Source organism: Bacillus cereus ATCC 14579 (assembly GCF_000007825.1).
Taxonomy (GTDB): Bacteria; Bacillota; Bacilli; order Bacillales; family Bacillaceae_G; genus Bacillus_A; species Bacillus_A cereus.
This window is the reverse complement of record NC_004722.1, coordinates 3,959,741-3,976,935: the sequence shown is the minus strand read 5'-3', so window position 1 is coordinate 3,976,935 and position 17,195 is coordinate 3,959,741. Positions and strand designations below refer to the sequence as shown.

Here is a 17,195-nt window from a genome sequence, read left to right as displayed (position 1 = left end):
ACAGTATGAAAAGAGAAATTGAGCTATGAAAGAAGTAGGGATGTCTTCTTTCATAGCTCAATCTTCATCTATAGCAACTTCTGAAAGTCGGCCTGCTATAGCATCTTTAAGGAGGGTGTTTAGCCATTGTAATTCAACTGTAATATGCTCAATTACACTTTGCAAAATATATAGTTGTGCACGTGGAACCTTTCCTTTATTACAATCATATATCGTTTGCATAGTATGTAAATATTGAAGAGTATCGTTTTTCTTTTTTTCTAAAATAGGAACTAATTCGTGATCATTGCTAAAGTGAGCGAAAGATAAGGCTGAATAAATAGGTTTATATATTTGGTTTTTGGCTTCGAATTGTTTTAATAGTAAAGTGTGGAATAGTTTTTTGCCTGCTTCTGTTATATGAAAAATCGTTTTGTCAGGTCGATTTGTGTCTCTAATTACATTTGTAATATGAATTGCCCCTTGCTTTTCTAATTGCTCGAAGGCGTAATAAAGTGATCCTTTAGCATATTTAATGTAACAATCCATTTGTCGTTCTTTCATAATATGCTGCACTTCATATGGATGTTTATCTCCTTCGAGTAGTAAGCCGAGAATGACTAATTTCATGCTCATGCTGTCTCAACTCCTGTATATAAAAACTTTATACATATTATAAACGGCATATCCTTTTTCATAAAGGGATATGCCGCTTCTTTTTTATATTAACTAACTTGCTTTTGTTTTTCTTTCTTTTTAGGGCCTGTAAAGAGGCGTTCATTTCCCATAAGTAAAATACAAATAATACTTAGTACAGCCGGGATGAGTGCCCAGAAGAATGTGTTCGCAATAGATGTAGCGAGAGCTTCCTTAATACCCGCTAATATTTCAGCAGGAATTTTTGCGGTAGCGCCTGGTGATAATAAGAAACTTGTGTCTCCGCCTTTTGGAGCTAATTTTGCTAGTTCAGGGGGGAATACAGAGTTTAGTTTATCTGTAAAAATATGATTTTGAATTGTACCAAAAATCGTTACACCAAGAGTCATACCGAGTGATCGGAAGAATGAGTTTGTTGATGTCGCCGAACCACGGTCCCGCATTTCCAACTTGTGAATAGAAGACATGCTTAATACTGAGAATGAGAAACCAACACCAAGCCCAGCGAGAATCATAAATAGTGTTACGAGTAAACGAGGTGTGTCCATTGTTAAAGTACTTAATAAATAAATACCAAGAACGAAGAAGACACCAGATACCATCATAATGTTACGATAGCTTGTTCGAGAAGCTAATTGTCCTCCCGTTTGACTTCCAATTACAGAACCAACCATCATTGGTGTTAAAATTAATCCAGCATTAGAGGCGGAACCTCCAAGGACGCCTTGAATGAAGATTGGAATATAAACTGTACAGATAATGAAAGCGGCACCATAGAAAAAGGCAACTCCTTGACTAGCTGCGAATAAAGGTTTTTTAAATAGATGGAATGAAATAATAGGCTCGGTTGCTTTTCGTTCTACAAAGAAGAAAATAATAAGCGTAATAACTACTGTTGTAAATAAGCCAATAATTACAGTAGAATTCCAGGCATATTCCTTACCACCAAGTTCTAATGCGAACATTAAGCAAACGATACTTATGACAAGTGTAATAGCACCAGCCCAATCAATTTTTTGTTTTCTAAATTCTAGAGACTCACTGTAGTATTTAGTAATGAAGAAAAAGGAGATAAGTCCTAATGGAATATTGATATAGAAGACCCAATGCCAACTTATATAGTCTGTAATATAAGCACCTAATAAAGGACCGAATACACTAGATGTCCCGAAAACAGCACCGAATAGTCCTGTCATCTTCCCGCGTTTTTCTGGTGGGAAGATATCGTACATAATTGTGAAGGCGATAGGCATAAGGGCACCACCACCGATCCCTTGAATAGCTCTATAAATACTTAATTGCTCAATGCTTGAAGCTGTTCCGCAGAGCGCAGAACCGAATAAGAAAAGAATGAGGCCACCAATATAAAAACGTTTCCGCCCGTACATATCAGAAAGTTTCCCGAAGATAGGCATCCCTGCCATTGTTGCTACCATATAAGCTGATGTGACCCAAACAAACTTATCAAATCCTCCCAGGTCTCCAACGATTGTTGCCATTGCGGTTGCAACGATTGTATTATCCATTGCGGCCATTAATATACCAAGCAGTAAACCAGCAACAACAAATTTTGTCTTGTTGGCTTCTTTTTTTAATGGTTGAGTTTCCAAATATAACCCTCCTTTAGAAATAAGTAAACTATATTAAATTTTGAGTGCAGTGGATAAAAAATTTAAATGTATAGTTGATGTTAATTTCTTTTCCATAAGTGCACTTATATGCCATAAAGAATATTATAGTCAAATTTGACTATAAAGCAAATTTTTTCTTCCGTCAAAATATTCTTTCGTATGAGTAGAGAACGAGTGAGCCATACGAATATTGCTATGAAGGGAATGAAGTAAATTGTAAAAAAATTTCATAAAGAACACCTTCTGTTAATAGATGAAAAATGGTTTTTTCTTCATATTGTCGAATAGGATAAAAGGAAGAGAAATATTAAACATTGCTTGTAGCAAGCTTTAGGAATTTGGGGAATTCATTGTGTGTATGTTACATCTGAAATGAGGTGAATATATATTATGAAAATATGGGGACGAATTTCGGATACAGGAAAGTATTCAATACCGCTACAACCAGTATTGTGGATTGACGGATCGAAAAAGGAAAACGAATTTCCTCAAGTAGCCGTTACATTACAAATTGGTAGTATGTATACAGAACAATTTTCGTATGAATTGACCTACGATGTAAACGACATACTTATTATGAGAATTGAAGTGGAAAATAAAGGGGTAGAAATGATTTCGAGAGTTGTTGTAAGTCATATGATTCGAGATTACTTTGCTTATATTCCTAATTCTTTAAAAGTTGATAAGGGGATAAGTGAGTTTTTATTCCAGCTTGTTAGATGGCGAATTGATGATTTGTTACCGAATGAGAAGGTGGAACTACGTTGTAAAATAAAAGCTAATAAAGATAAAGCTCTTAAACAAACATTCTTTCAGGCTACATATACATTTCAAGATAAAGAGATATCATATGGCCCACTGCAAACAAATGAAGTTGTTGTGCGTCAATGATAAAAAGGAACCTGTACAAAAGGTTCCTTTTTTAGTGAAGGTTGTGTTTTTTGAGTATTTTCTTTTGCTCCATTCCTTTTTTTCCTACATAGTTATTTTTGTAGCCAAAGTATAGAATAAATAAAAATGAAACAACATTAACAATAGCGTCGATTTGATCGTTTGTAATAAAGTGTATCCCGAAAGAGGTAAATAATAATTTTAATGATAATAGAAAACCAGCTAGCAAACGCATAGCATCTGATAGATTCTCTTTTTGTAGCATATAGATTACTCCTTTCTATAAAAGTTATATATTATATATATGAAATAGAGTAGAAAAGGTATACAAGCTTAAGCAGAAATGTACATTGCATATGTACATTTTTTATTTTGTAGAAAAACATTATTGATATAGAAACATATATTGGTATAAAAGGGGGAAAAGTATGAAACATAAAGGAAAAATTAGTGGATTATTGCTTGGCAATACTGTGGCAGTTACAGAATGGATTGCACTTCAGGATGTAATTGCAAAACTGGATTCACGATCATTTTATACCGTCTTTATTATTTATATATTGCAAATGATACTAAGTTATTATTTTGGACATTGGTACGATAAAAGAACAAACGAGCGTATGGGTATGGAAGTAGGAGGAATGGCAAGCAATGATTTTGTTGTTGATTTTTTTGGGAAAGTAGCTGCTTTATCTGAAAGAGATTCTCGTAATATTACAGTGTACATTCTTTCTGTAAAAGAATGGGAAGGGTTAAAAGACACGTTGCAAGAAAAAAAGTTGGGAGTGTTAGTACAAAAATTAGAGAGTACCATTGTAAAGACAATTCGGAAGGGCGATGTTGTTACAAAGTGGGATGAAAATAAGTACGTTATTGTAGCAATTGATAATGGGCATGAAACATCAACAATAACAAAACGATTAATGAAAAATATTGAAAGTGAAATAGAAGGTGATTTACTCAGTGTCACTCTTTTATTTGGAGCAGCTAGCTATCCAGTAGAAGGAAAAACGTTTGAAGAACTGTTGAGAAAGTCGCAAAATCAATTGTACCAGTATAGAAATTTGCAAGAAAATGAGTGAAGCTTTGATTTGAAGATATATGATAGGAAGATGTTTTATTTGTAACATTTTTTTGACTTTTATTACAAAAAAACGCCACGTTTGTAATAAAAGTCTTTAAAAATATATGAAATAAGCATATAATTATGATGGTAGTGCCAATGCAATTTGCACAGTGTGTTTTATTTTAAAAGTGTAGAGGAAAGCAAGCTCTACACTTTTCCTTTTTAGGAAATGAAAAGAATATTTGTAAGTTGTTGCGAGATATCGATTGTACTGTGTAAAATGAACAAAGAGATTAATTGATAGAAAGCTGGAAAGGGAATGATAGACGTGAGAGCGGAGCGATCACCTTTTATCAGGTGAACTATTATAGTCTTATTAAGACTGAGGTGAAATTCCGTGGATATTAAAGTAATACATAGTGTGAACAGGCCTTAAAAAACACGAAGTAGTATACTTAAAAATGGATATGGAATTGCTAAATAATTCAAAAAGAATAATGTAATATCAAGTAATAATTTGTACAAACAATATTAATGATCTTCGTAAAAAAGATGCGAGTGTATAGAACAATTACATATTTTATAACTTTTTTATATTACACGATGGTCGTTTATAAGTAGGAGGAAGAGATGTTGAAATATAGTAAATTAGCAATTGTAACTACATTATCAATGATTTTATTAGCCGGTTGTTTCGGTCCGAAACCAGAAGAAGAATTATATGTAGCGTTTGAAAACGCTGCTAAACAAGAAAAAACAATGTTTGAAGATGCAAAAAAACTTGAGACTTTAGAGAAAGAAGGACAAGAATTATATAACCAGATTGTTCAAGAAGGAAAAGATAATAATCAAACTGTTAAAGAAAAACTGAATCAAGCAGTGAAAAATACAACTGAACGAGAAAAAGTGCTTACAAAAGAAAAAGAAGTTTTAAATAAAGCGCAAGAAGAAGTGAAGTCAGCTGATAAGTATGTGAAGAAAATTGAAGATAAGAAATTGAAAGATCAAGCTGATAAAGTGAAAAGCACGTATGAGAAACGCCACGATTCATTTAATAAAATGTATGACAGCTATAACAAATCTTTAAAACAAGAAAAAGAGTTATATACAATGTTACAAGATAAAGGTACTAAATTAAAAGATATTAGTGAAAAAGTAAAAGTAGTAAATCAATCTTATAAGGATATTGAGTCAGAAAAAGATAAATTTAATGAATTTACAAAGTCTTATAATACAGAAAAAGTAGCTTTTTATAAACAAGCAAATATTAAAATTAAAGAAGAGAAAAAATAAAACAGTTTGGCCTACACTTGGCCAAACTGTTTTATTTTTTTGTATAAGTACGACTATACCATGGAACAGGCTCACTTAATTTTTTTTCTTGTTTTAATGCTTCAGGACCAATATAATCTTGAAGTGTTTTTTTTGCTACTGTTAAAGATAAGGTTGTTTTCGGATTTCGATAGGAGGATTCAAGATGACCAAGATGCGGTAGAATTCGAAAATCTTCTTTCGTAGGAGGGATGTGGAAAAAATAATCGCCTAAACGTATAAGGACATCAGATTGTTGTTGGCTAAAACGTGGGTTTCTAGAAAAATGCAATCCTTCTTTAATTGCTTTTTTTTCAGCAATCAAACGTTCTAAAGCTGTCTTTTTTAACCAGTATAAATATTTAGGATTAGTAGCTGCTTTAGCATGACGATTCACAACGAAAATAGATTGAGCTAGTCGATTAATAGAATGTTGGTTTTGTAATTGAGATTGTGGTTGTGAAGGTTTCATATTGAATCTCCTTTCAATTTTTCATTATTATACCATAAATAAAATAGGTATTTATTATACGCAAAAAGTGATTGTATATATTTTCAATATTAAAGCAATATTGTTACAAAAAACAACTATTTTGTATAATAGTCATAGAATATGTTTTTGAAATTTGATAATGAAAGAGTGAGAAGTTTGAAAGAAATATTAAAACAACAGTATGCCATTATAGATATTGGATCTAATACAATGCGTTTAGTTATTTATGAAAAGCAAAATGGAGGTTTTTATAAAGAGATTGAAAATACGAAAGTTGTTGCTAGGTTAAGGAATTACTTAATTGATGGTGTATTGAATGAAGAGGGAATAGAAGTATTATTACAGACATTATTTCAATTTCAAGAAAGTACAAGATTCCATCAGTTGCATCATGTACTTTGTGTTGCAACAGCAACAATTAGACAGTCGGAGAATCAAGAGGAAATTAAAAAGCTTGTTGAAGGACAAACGGACTTTACTCTTAGAGTATTATCAGAGTATGAGGAAGCGCGTTACGGATACCTGGCGGTTATGAATTCTACATCGTTTTCAGAAGGAATAACGGTAGATATTGGTGGGGGAAGTACGGAAGTTACATACTTTAGAAATAGAGAGATTTTAGAGTACCATAGTTTTCCTTTTGGGGCACTTTCTTTAAAGCAACAATTTATTAAAGGTGATATTCCTACTAAAGATGAGTTAGAGGGAATGCAACAGTATTTAGAGTTTCAATTTCGAACGTTACCATGGTTAATCAATAAGAAATTGCCTCTTATTGCAATTGGTGGTAGTGCTAGGAACTTAGTAAAAATCCATCAAAATTTAATATGTTATCCTATAGCAGGATTACATTTATACAAGATGAAAGAAGAAGATGTTGAAAGTGTAAAAGAGGAATTGGAAAAATTGTCGTTCATAGAACTTCAGAAATTGGAAGGATTAGCAAAAGATCGAGCAGATACGATTATTCCAGCGGTTGAAGTATTTCATACACTTGTTCATGTTATAGTGGCACCGGCATTTGTATTAAGTAGAAAAGGGTTAAGAGAAGGTGTTTTCTATGAAGAGTTGACAAAAGATTTGGGGATTTCATATTATCCGAACGTAGTTGAAGAAAGTTTGCATTTACTATCACATGAATACGAAATGGACATGGAATTTGTTATTCAACTTATTAAACATGGAAGACTAATTTGCAAACAACTTGAGGAAATAGGGCTTATTTCTATGTCAGTAAAAGACTGGGAAGTGTTCCATCAAGCTGCGAAAGTATTTAATATAGGCAAATATATAGACGAAGAAGCAAGCCGTTTACATACGTTTTATTTATTAGCGAATAAGACAATTGATGGCATGATGCATAAAGATCGAGTAAGGCTAGCGCTTATTGCATCGTATAAATCAAAAATGTTATTTAAACAACATTTATCTCCATTTGAAGGTTGGTTTGATAAAAGCGAACAAAAAAAAATCCGCCTGTTAGGAGCTGTTTTACAATTTTCAGCTACTTTAAATGTAAGGCAACGATCGCTTATTGATACCATATCTATAACAGAAAGCGAAGAGGGATTAACGTTTAAAGTTTTATGTGAACAATCGGCATTAGCAGAAAAAGTACAAGCTGAAAAACAAAAAAAACAGTTAGAAAGAGTATTAAAAACGAATATTAATTTATTATTTGAACTAAAACATTAGGGTTGTACGGATGTCTTTACGAAAAATTTACACTTTGTAATATTGTAATTTGATAAAATGAAATTAACTAAATTATAGTAAAAAAGTTTCAAGGGGAAGTGTGAAGAGAATGGAATTATTGAAGGGGAATGCAGTAAATTTAAATGATACAGCTTATTACAATAATCGAGAGTTAAGTTGGTTAGCATTTAATGAACGTGTCTTACAAGAAGCGCAAGATGCAAATAATCCACTTTTGGAAAGATTGAAATTTATTAGTATTTTTAGTTCGAATTTAGATGAATTTTTTATGGTACGTGTAGCGGGATTAAAGGATCAAGTGAGTGCTGGATTTAATCAACCAGAAAATAAAGCTGGCTTAACACCGAAAAAGCAATTAAATAAAATTGCGATAAAAGCCCATGCACTAATGACAGTACAATATGATACATTTAAAAATTATGTATTACCAGCGCTTGAGTTAGAGGGAATTGAACGTTTAACATTCAATGATTTGACGAAAGAGCAGCGAGAATTTATAGAAGAGTATTTTGACGAGCAAATTTTTCCGGTGTTAACTCCTGTAGCTATTGATGCATATCGCCCATTTCCAATGTTATTAAACAAAAGTTTGAATTTGGCTACTCTTTTATATGATGAGAAGCAAGCAGAAGAAGAAAACAGGACGAAGTTAGGGATTGTGCAAGTTCCTTCATTACTTGAGCGCTTCATAATTTTACCGAGTGAAGGGCAAAAGCATAAATTTATTTTATTAGAAGACGTAATTAGTAGCTTTACTCATAAATTATTTACGGGATATACAGTATCATCTGTTACTCGTTTCCGTATTACACGCAATGCAGATTTAACGATTCATGAAGAAGGTGCGAGAGATTTATTAAAGGTAATTGAAAAAGAATTAAAAAAGCGTAAGTGGGGGGCTGCTGTACGTTTAGAAGTTGGGAAAGAACACATTGATGAAAGAGTATTAGCATTATTATATGAGGTTCTGGAAGTAAAAGATGAAGATGTATATATAATGGATGGCCCATTAGATTTAACATGTTTGTTTTCTTTATATAAAAAACTAGCTCCTTTATATGAACATCTTGTATATCCAGCTCTTATTCCGCAACCGCCTCAAGATTTAGGTGATGAAGAAGATGTATTTGAAAAAGCAATTGAGCATGATATTTTATTACATCATCCTTTTGAATCATTTCAGCCGGTAGTTGATTTTGTCCGTGATGCGGCAGACGATCCGAATGTACTTGCGATTAAACAAACGTTATATCGTGTAAGTGGTGATTCACCGATTATTCAGGCGTTAAAGATAGCGGCTGAAAAGGGAAAACAAGTGACGGTATTAGTTGAATTAAAGGCAAGGTTTGATGAAGAAAACAATGTTCACTGGGCTAAAGAATTGGAACAGGCAGGCTGTCATGTTATTTACGGTGTCAGTCACTTGAAAACACATAGTAAAATTACGCTAGTTGTAAGGAGAAAAAACGGAAAAATCGAAAGGTTCGTACATCTCGGAACGGGGAACTATAATGATGCAACAGCGAAGTTATATACTGATTTTGGATATATTACATCAAGAAAAGATTTTGGGGTCGATGCAACCAATTTCTTTAATTATTTAAGTGGTTATACAACAAAGCCACATTTTCATCATTTATCGGTTGCTCCATTTGATATAAGAGAGCAATTTATGGATTTAATAGATGAAGAAATCCGTTATCATAGGCAATATGGAAATGGATATATTATCGCTAAGATGAATTCATTAACAGATAAACCGTTAATAAAAAAAATGTACGAAGCATCACAAGCTGGAGTAAAGGTAGAGCTCATTGTTCGAGGAACATGTTGCCTACGACCTGGTATTCCAAATGTAAGTGAAAATATTCGTGTAGTTAGTGTTGTTGGAAGATATTTAGAACATAGCCGTATTTATTATTTCCATCATAATGGGGAGGAGAAAATATATTTATCTTCAGCTGATTTGATGACGCGAAATATGGAGAAGCGAGTGGAAATATCTTTCCCGATATTAGATATTGAAATGAAGGCACGAATTAAGGCGATTTTACAGCTTATATTAGCTGATAATGTGAAAACACGTGAACAAAATAAAGATGGTGATTACTATTATGTTATTAATGGTAGTACAGAAGAAATTGATAGCCAAGTGAAGTTGTTTAAGATGGCGTATCAAAATACAGACGCTGAATAATGAAAAAAAGTAAAAACCTCTTATGTCCATAAGAGGTTTTTACTTTTTTCTACTCATATGCTCCAAAAATAGAAGGATGAGTAGAAACAATAGTTTTATTATAAGCGTGTAATGAGATGGCTCGTTGAGAGAATAATATTTGAAAGAATCGTTACTTTAACCTAGTAATAGTAGGGTTGCTGACATGGTCCACCGTAACAAGGATAAGGTGCTGGCGGCGGGAAAGGTGGTGGATAAGGTGGATAAAATGGTCGAGGGCCGAAAGCTAATGCTCCGCCGAGCAATCCACCAGCAATTCCAGCTAGAAAGGGAACGCCAAAAAACGGGAAGAAGCGTGAGTCGCCTACTGGACCAATAGGTGCTGAACGGACTGGAATTGGTTGATAATATGGATACATGAACATACCTCCTTTATTGGACTCACTTTTATCATATGGTAAACGAAACATGGATGAGCGCGTACAAGAAAGGATATGTAAGAAAATAGGCGAATTATTACGAATGTTGGAGTGTGAAAATTGTGATTTCAGGTTTTGACATGAAACGAAATGGGACACGTGTTCTTCCGAGGCCTCGATTGACATAGAGAGTTAAATCCTGCATCGTATAGAAGCCTTCAATATAGTCTTTGGCGAGTGATGGTGTAATAATAGCCCCTAAAAAAGGAATTTGTACTTGTCCGCCATGGCTATGACCAGAAAGTTGCAAGTTGATTGGATATTTGGAAATTTGCGGCGCGATATCTGGCTCGTGAACAAGAACGATGTTATAAGTATTTTGCCGTGCATGTTGTAATGTTTTCTCTATTTTTGGTTTGCCTAGTAGTATATCATCGAGACCGAAAATAGAAATTTCACTATTATCCATTAGACGAATTCTTTTTTTACTATTTAGCAATAGTTCAAATCCTGATTCACGCATGATGTGCTCATAGTATTCAGTTCCATATCCACCGTGATCATGGTTACCATAAATAGCGAATTTACCGAAGGGGGCTTGTATATTTTTTAAAATGGACGCGACAAAAGGAGTGTCAGTATACGTTTGATAATTATCAATGAGATCTCCGGTAAAAAGGACAATATCTGGATTTACAGCATTAATTTTAGAAACAACTTGAGATAAATGTTGAAGCGAGAAATAGTATCCGAGATGTAAATCGCTGAATTGAAGAATTTTCATACCATGAAAACTTTTTGGGATGAGTTGTGATTTTAATGTGTGCTGTGTAAAAGAAATGAAATGGGGTTCTATATATTTAGCATAGTAGTATCCGATGCCACTGGTTATAAATGAATAGAGACAAGTACGCATACCAATTTTTAAAAAATTTCTTCTTGTAATGTGCGTCATAAAAATATGAGTATACCTCAATGTTTTTATTCCATTTACAGGCTACTCAAATCTCCTTTCAGTTTATTTAAAAATATACTTTACATAATAAAAAATTAGTATAGATTACGAAAAAAATGAATAAAAAGAAAGTTCTTTACATTAAAATATCAGAAAAGTTTAAAAATATAAAGATTTCTATTAAATAAAGTGATAAAATGAATGTGTATTCATTTTTTTGGAGGGGATGTATGTGAAAGAAAAGGTAGTTATTATAACAGGTGGATCGAGTGGAATGGGAAAAGGAATGGCGACTCGCTTTGCAAAAGAAGGGGCACGAGTTGTTATTACAGGACGTACAAAAGAAAAACTAGAGGAAACAAAGTTGGAAATTGAACAATTTCCAGGGCAAGTATTACCTGTACAAATGGATGTAAGAAATACGGATGACATTCAGAAAATGATTGAACAGATTGATGAGAAGTTTGGTCGAATTGATGTTTTAATAAATAATGCAGCTGGAAACTTTATTTGTCCAGCAGAAGATTTATCCGTGAATGGGTGGAATTCGGTCATTAATATTGTATTAAACGGTACATTTTACTGTAGCCATGCTGTCGGAAAATATTGGATTGAAAAAGGTATAAAAGGGAATATCATTAACATGGTAGCAACATATGCATGGGATGCAGGTCCAGGAGTTATTCATTCGGCTGCAGCGAAGGCAGGAGTATTAGCGATGACGAAGACGCTCGCTGTTGAGTGGGGACGTAAATATGGAATACGAGTTAACGCTATCGCTCCAGGACCAATTGAACGTACGGGCGGTGCTGATAAATTATGGATTTCAGAAGAAATGGCTAAGCGTACGATACAAAGTGTTCCGCTTGGAAGGCTGGGTACGCCAGAAGAAATCGCTGGTCTAGCTTATTATTTATGCTCAGATGAAGCTGCGTACATAAATGGAACTTGCATGACAATGGATGGAGGACAACATTTACATCAATATCCATTTTAAAAGGGATAAAAAAATGAATGTTTGATTCATTTTTTTACGGTTAAATGTGACGGAATTGTGACATATGAAAGAAAAGTGTTTACAAGAGGTCATATATACGTTATATTTAAGACCTCTTTTTTCTTCATAGTAGAATTGCTAATTCCCCTTAGCATTTTACCCCTCTAATCCCTTCAGGAAAACTGAAGGGATTTTTTATTATTTTTCCGTAAATATCATGTTATAATTTTTGAAAAGTAAAGGGAGGGAAGCACGTTGATAGATGCATTAGATGTAATGAGTAACTTGGATAAAGTCCTTCCTTATTATCAAGCTATTTTTAGTGCTGATGAGCATACTGTAATTGGATATGAAGTAGTAGGACGTATTCAAACAGAAGAGGGCATACAAAGTTTAGCTTCTTTCTTTCACGATGATTCGATTCCAAGTGAATTTCAATTGGAAGCGGATAATATTATAGTAGAAAAAGCTTTAAATCGTTATTTAGAAAGCGATCAAAAATTATTATTATTTATACATCGGAATGCTAATGTATTAATGAATGATGATGATGAAAGCTTGCTTCAACTTTTATTGAGGTATGAAGAACAAGGTTTAAATTTAAAACAAATTGTTTTAGAGATTACAGAGCATGAATGTAAAGAAGATATAGAGCAATTTAATCATTTGCTTATGTATTATCGTACATATGGTATTCAAATTTCGATTAATAAAGTAGGAACGGGTACAAGTAATTTAGAGCGTATTAGCGTGTTAGCACCTGATATTTTAAAAGTAGATTTAACGAACTTAAGGCAAACAGCACTTTTACAATCTTATCAAGATATTTTATATTCTTTATCATTACTTGCTAGAAGAATTGGTGCAACTTTATTATATGAAGAAATAGATGCTTTTTATCAACTGCAATATGCTTGGAAGAACGGCGGAAGATATTATCAAGGTAATTATTTAAAAGAATGTTTACCTGATTTTATTGAAACGAATGTTTTGAAAGAGCGACTAGGTAATGAATGTCATCAGTTTATTCAGCATGAAAAGAAGAAGTTACAAAAAATTTATAATTTAACAGAGATGTTACGCGATCGCATTGGCGATGTTTTATCAAAACAAAAAAAGAATGAAGATATAAATGATTGGTTATTACAATTTAGTCAAAGTGTATCACAGTGTAGTTTTCGTATATTTATTTGTAATGAAGATGGTTTCCAACAATCAGGAAATGTTATGAAAAAAGATGGAGAATGGATTGTGATGCCGGATTATTATATGAAGAACTGGAGCTGGCGCCCGTATTTTCTCGAGAATATAATGAAAATGCGTTTTGAGAATAAGGCGAGGCTTTCAGATTTATATGCAGATATTGAAACGGGAGAAATGGTACGAACATTTTCTTTCCCGATTGATGATGACAACTTTTTATTTATAGATTTATCTTATGAATATTTATATGAAGAAGATGTTTTATTTTAATGCACGAAGAGATTCGTGCATTTTTTGTTTGTTTTTATCATAAATTGGTAATAGTGAAAATGGTGATGAAAATGCTGTCTATCGTTGTAAAGATTTTACGAACGAAATCTGTCCTTTCTTTGCATAATCATTGTTACAATGAATACTACAAAGACAAGTTCTTTTAAAAGGAAGGTGAAAAAATGAGGAAATATGGAATATGGCTTGTTCTATTTGTATGTGTTGCCTTTCTAGTTGGTTATAGTGTTACGACTGTTTTAGGAAAAGAGGAAGTGGAAGTCGATCGGAAAGAAGTATTTACAACGATACAAAAAGGCTATGAAACCCAGTTTTCAATTCGTGGGAAGCATTTGCCGATGAATAAGATGATAGAGACGTTATCACCGTATTTTACAGATAATTTCCTTCAAGTATTTACAGATGAAAATAGCAGAAGTGATAAACAAAGTGGTGAATATTTACTTCCGGCAAAAGAAGCACCGTTTTCTTTTAATTCAGAAACGAAAATGTCGTATGATGAAGAACATAAAAATTTATATGTATATGAGCGGACAAAAAGTGGACAATATCAAATTGTAACATTGAAAAGGGATCAAGATAAATGGAAGTTAGCAGGATATCATGAAAGTCAGGAACTTTTAACTGAAATAAAAAGGTTGCAACAATTATAAAGTGAAACTTTTAATCAGTGGGTGGGAGTTTTACTACCTACAAATAGCGGGATAAGAATAGGAATAGGTATTTACCTATTCCTATTCTATATTGAGTAGTTGTTGTAACTTTTCAATTTGAAAACCTGCAACTACTTCGCCATCAATTACGACTGTTGGAGTTGAATAAGAATCATAGTCGTATAAAAGACGATTGCGAGCAGCAGCGTCTTTTTTTACGTCAAATTCTTCATATGCAACGTTATTATGCTTCAAAAATTCTTTTACAATAACACATGGCGGACAATCGGGTTGTGTATAAACCTCAATTTTTTTCATTGTAATTCCTCCTTTTTTCTGTTTTTTATTATATTCTTCCAGTATAAAAACCGCAATAATGAAGGAGAAATATGTTCTTTCTATTTTTTCCTTCGCATTTCGACAAATTTTTAGTTGAGTTTCTGGCCAATAACCTTTATCCTAGAGTGTGGAACATTTTTTCTGTTATGACGGATAGAATGAGTATAGCTGTAAAACCTATTGGTAGGAAGATCAGAGAAAGGAGAGATTTCATGTCTCTACTCCAAGGAATTTTAACTCGACTTGTTAGTCTACAAGAACAAGCTGAAAGCGGTGAAGTAGCACAACGCTATTTTGAAGTGAACGGTGAGCGCAAATGTAGCGTGAAATTTTTCGATAAAAGTGAAATGTATGAGTTAGAAGTGTATCAACAAGGTGAAAAACCTCAAGTATATCAATTCGATAATATCGACATGGTTGCAATTGAGATTTACGATATCATTTCTTGATACATATAAAAAAGGTACTGCCACATGGCAGTACCTTTTTTAGTTCTATTACTTTCTAGCATAATGTATAGAAGTTTTTTATTTTTCCTACAATGGTATTAAAATGAAAATTTAATCCGTGCAAGTTTGCTTATCCATGTGGATAATTAGTCCCGTCAACCGGGTGAATATGTGAAGCTAAACTTCTCACTATCTCTGGGTTTTGCAAATAGCGGGAGAAATATAACTAGGAGGTTATCGTATGGAACGTTTACCAGTTGTGATTTGTCCTAATTGTCAAAGTTCTGCTGAGATTATTCATGTATTAACGGCTCAATCTAATCAAAATGTAATTTATACGTGCCAAGTTTGTCACTTTGTAATTCGAAATATTGAAACGAATAAAGGATAGGAAGTTATAATTTTAGTTTTTGTCCCATACAATGAGAATACGAAAAGTCTGTCTAATTGAAAGGACGTGACTCTGTGGACGGTGCACATAAATTTTACAATGTTTCAGAGAGACATTTAAATTTTGATATGGTCTTTAACCGTATTTGTAGTTTCATTGAAAAGGATCCGCGAAATTTGTATCGATTATCCATTGGGACAGACTCGCAAGCGCATCAAAAGGATACGAGGTTTATTACAGCAATCCATATTCATCGTGTTGGAAAAGGTGCCTGGGGTTGTTTACACCATAGATCAGTAAAAGATAAGCCAGCGACCTTACGTGAGAAAATATATTTAGAAACGCAGTTTAGTCAAGAAATCGCATGTCTATTTACGCCTACTCATATACAAACAATATGGGAGTTATTGCATCCTTATGCTCAAGATGGGGCTGGATTCATAATGGAAATTCATTTAGACATTGGGAATGATGGCTTAACAAAAGAATTTATTTTAGATATGACAGAAAAAATTCGAGCGATGGGATTAACTGCAAAAATTAAGCCGGATGCTTATGCGGCGTTTAGCTATGCAAATCGATATACGAAATGATTTTTTTGTATGTGTACGATTGTTACATATCTTTAAACGAAAACTGAATATTACATCTATTAAATAGGTTGAATTTTTTATATAATAAGAGTAACGATGCGAGTGTAAGGAGAGGGGTATATGCAAAGGGAAGTTGTTTTAACGAAGGAAGAAGAAAGTTTACTACTAGATATTTTATTTCAGCAAAATTACGCAAGTGAAATTTTAGCTGTGGAACTTACAGATATTGAGAATGGTTTGAAACAGACAGATGTGATGCAATATAAAAAAATCACAAGGTGATTTTACAGATTAAAAAATAAAGGGTATTAAGCGCTACCGGAATGGTAGTCTTTTTTTTGTGCGGTATGCTAAAATAGCTGTGTGATTGTATTTTTATTGAAATAAATTTAGGACAAAATAATAATATGAAAACGCTGTCATAAAATGTGAATAGAGTTGTGAACATAAGCAGGAAAAAGGGAAAATGGGGGATGTAATATGATTAGTATTCCGAAAGACGAATTTCAACAAATTCTTGTGAAGGATTTAATGATTTCATCGGAAAAAGTAGCTCATGTCCAAATTGGAAATAGTTTAGAACATGCTTTACTCGTTCTTGTAAAATCTGGATATTCAGCGATACCTGTCTTAGATCCAATGTATAAACTACATGGTTTGATTAGTACTGCCATGATATTAGATGGTATGTTAGGATTAGAACGTATTGAGTTTGAAAGGCTCGATGATATGAAAGTAGAGCAGGTGATGAAAGAAGATATACCTGTTCTTAAATTAGACGATTCATTTGCAAAAGCTTTAGAAATGACAATTGATCATCCTTTTATTTGCGCTGTTAATGAAGAAGGCTATTTTGAGGGGATTTTAACACGTCGGGCTATTTTAAAATTGTTGAATAAGAAAGTAAGGCAACATAATCGATAAAGTGAAAAAAGTGACTTCATAGAAACGAAGAAGTCACTTTTTTTTCGTGCATATCACTTGTGTA

At 33.1% G+C, this 17,195-nt stretch carries 20 protein-coding genes; 13 read left to right on the top strand and 7 right to left on the bottom strand.

Annotation, left to right across the window (positions count from 1 at the left end):
- Nucleotides 1–57 precede the first annotated feature (57 nt).
- Complete coding sequence (locus BC_RS19960; protein ID WP_000062059.1) at nucleotides 58–615, bottom strand: PadR family transcriptional regulator; 558 nt, start codon at nucleotides 613–615, stop codon at nucleotides 58–60.
- An 89-nt stretch (nucleotides 616–704) separates the two neighbouring features.
- Entirely contained in the window at nucleotides 705–2,246 is a 1,542-nt protein-coding gene (locus BC_RS19955; RefSeq protein ID WP_000449912.1) for an MDR family MFS transporter, read from the bottom strand.
- 411 nt (nucleotides 2,247–2,657) lie between these two features.
- Between BC_RS19955 and BC_RS19950 the strand changes: the two genes are divergently transcribed.
- Nucleotides 2,658–3,158 (top strand): hypothetical protein, encoded by a 501-nt coding sequence (locus BC_RS19950; protein ID WP_000708120.1) that lies wholly within the window; start codon nucleotides 2,658–2,660, stop codon nucleotides 3,156–3,158.
- 31 nt (nucleotides 3,159–3,189) lie between these two features.
- Here BC_RS19950 and BC_RS19945 read toward each other — a convergent pair whose 3' ends face one another.
- Nucleotides 3,190–3,423 (bottom strand): SPP1 phage holin family protein, encoded by a 234-nt coding sequence (locus tag BC_RS19945; RefSeq protein ID WP_000939448.1) that lies wholly within the window; start codon nucleotides 3,421–3,423, stop codon nucleotides 3,190–3,192.
- A 163-nt stretch (nucleotides 3,424–3,586) separates the two neighbouring features.
- On the opposite strand from BC_RS19945, the gene BC_RS19940 reads away from it, so the two are divergent.
- On the top strand, nucleotides 3,587–4,240 hold the full coding sequence (locus BC_RS19940) for a diguanylate cyclase domain-containing protein (protein ID WP_000680820.1): 654 nt from the start codon (nucleotides 3,587–3,589) through the stop codon (nucleotides 4,238–4,240).
- Nucleotides 4,241–4,854: 614 nt separating this feature from the next.
- Nucleotides 4,855–5,517, top strand: coding sequence for a YkyA family protein (locus BC_RS19935; RefSeq protein ID WP_000922498.1), 663 nt, complete (start codon nucleotides 4,855–4,857; stop codon nucleotides 5,515–5,517).
- A gap of 31 nt (nucleotides 5,518–5,548) precedes the next feature.
- Here BC_RS19935 and BC_RS19930 read toward each other — a convergent pair whose 3' ends face one another.
- Complete coding sequence (locus tag BC_RS19930) at nucleotides 5,549–6,007, bottom strand: YkyB family protein (protein ID WP_000804864.1); 459 nt, start codon at nucleotides 6,005–6,007, stop codon at nucleotides 5,549–5,551.
- 141 nt (nucleotides 6,008–6,148) lie between these two features.
- Here BC_RS19930 and BC_RS19925 point away from each other — a divergent pair, with 141 nt between their 5' ends.
- Together BC_RS19925 and BC_RS19920 are read left to right on the top strand one after the other, a co-directional pair.
- Entirely contained in the window at nucleotides 6,149–7,723 is a 1,575-nt protein-coding gene (locus BC_RS19925; RefSeq protein WP_002195772.1) for a Ppx/GppA family phosphatase, read from the top strand.
- Between the two features lie 109 nt (nucleotides 7,724–7,832).
- Nucleotides 7,833–9,941, top strand: a complete 2,109-nt coding sequence (locus BC_RS19920; protein WP_000421678.1) for a polyphosphate kinase — start codon at nucleotides 7,833–7,835, stop codon at nucleotides 9,939–9,941.
- A gap of 161 nt (nucleotides 9,942–10,102) precedes the next feature.
- Here BC_RS19920 and BC_RS19915 read toward each other — a convergent pair whose 3' ends face one another.
- Complete coding sequence (locus BC_RS19915) at nucleotides 10,103–10,339, bottom strand: hypothetical protein (protein ID WP_000283738.1); 237 nt, start codon at nucleotides 10,337–10,339, stop codon at nucleotides 10,103–10,105.
- Nucleotides 10,340–10,436: 97 nt separating this feature from the next.
- Nucleotides 10,437–11,294 (bottom strand): metallophosphoesterase, encoded by an 858-nt coding sequence (locus tag BC_RS19910; protein WP_002026257.1) that lies wholly within the window; start codon nucleotides 11,292–11,294, stop codon nucleotides 10,437–10,439.
- A 232-nt stretch (nucleotides 11,295–11,526) separates the two neighbouring features.
- Between BC_RS19910 and fadH the strand changes: the two genes are divergently transcribed.
- The 3 genes from fadH to BC_RS19895 all read left to right on the top strand — a co-directional run bounded on the left by fadH (nucleotide 11,527) and on the right by BC_RS19895 (nucleotide 14,435).
- Nucleotides 11,527–12,291 (top strand): 2,4-dienoyl-CoA reductase, encoded by a 765-nt coding sequence (fadH, locus tag BC_RS19905; RefSeq protein WP_000660913.1) that lies wholly within the window; start codon nucleotides 11,527–11,529, stop codon nucleotides 12,289–12,291.
- Nucleotides 12,292–12,546: 255 nt separating this feature from the next.
- Nucleotides 12,547–13,764, top strand: a complete 1,218-nt coding sequence (locus BC_RS19900; RefSeq protein ID WP_000564306.1) for an EAL domain-containing protein — start codon at nucleotides 12,547–12,549, stop codon at nucleotides 13,762–13,764.
- Between the two features lie 182 nt (nucleotides 13,765–13,946).
- The gene (locus tag BC_RS19895) at nucleotides 13,947–14,435 is read left to right on the top strand and encodes a DUF3993 domain-containing protein (RefSeq protein WP_001233804.1); all 489 of its coding nucleotides are present in this window, start codon (nucleotides 13,947–13,949) and stop codon (nucleotides 14,433–14,435) included.
- A gap of 81 nt (nucleotides 14,436–14,516) precedes the next feature.
- On the opposite strand, the gene BC_RS19890 is transcribed toward BC_RS19895, so the two are convergent.
- Nucleotides 14,517–14,753: a glutaredoxin family protein gene (locus BC_RS19890; protein ID WP_000717875.1), complete on the bottom strand. Its 237-nt coding sequence runs from the start codon at nucleotides 14,751–14,753 to the stop codon at nucleotides 14,517–14,519.
- Between the two features lie 233 nt (nucleotides 14,754–14,986).
- Between BC_RS19890 and BC_RS19885 the strand changes: the two genes are divergently transcribed.
- From BC_RS19885 to cbpB, 5 genes are all read left to right on the top strand, one after another.
- Nucleotides 14,987–15,223: a YkuJ family protein gene (locus BC_RS19885; RefSeq protein ID WP_000055151.1), complete on the top strand. Its 237-nt coding sequence runs from the start codon at nucleotides 14,987–14,989 to the stop codon at nucleotides 15,221–15,223.
- Nucleotides 15,224–15,464: 241 nt separating this feature from the next.
- The gene (locus BC_RS27740; protein ID WP_000440540.1) at nucleotides 15,465–15,614 is read left to right on the top strand and encodes a hypothetical protein; all 150 of its coding nucleotides are present in this window, start codon (nucleotides 15,465–15,467) and stop codon (nucleotides 15,612–15,614) included.
- Between the two features lie 74 nt (nucleotides 15,615–15,688).
- Nucleotides 15,689–16,207, top strand: coding sequence for a ribonuclease H-like YkuK family protein (locus BC_RS19880; RefSeq protein WP_000348489.1), 519 nt, complete (start codon nucleotides 15,689–15,691; stop codon nucleotides 16,205–16,207).
- Between the two features lie 120 nt (nucleotides 16,208–16,327).
- Nucleotides 16,328–16,489 (top strand): antirepressor AbbA, encoded by a 162-nt coding sequence (gene abbA / locus BC_RS19875; protein WP_001188691.1) that lies wholly within the window; start codon nucleotides 16,328–16,330, stop codon nucleotides 16,487–16,489.
- Nucleotides 16,490–16,687: 198 nt separating this feature from the next.
- Entirely contained in the window at nucleotides 16,688–17,131 is a 444-nt protein-coding gene (gene cbpB, locus BC_RS19870; protein WP_000623579.1) for a cyclic-di-AMP-binding protein CbpB, read from the top strand.
- Nucleotides 17,132–17,195 lie beyond the last annotated feature (64 nt).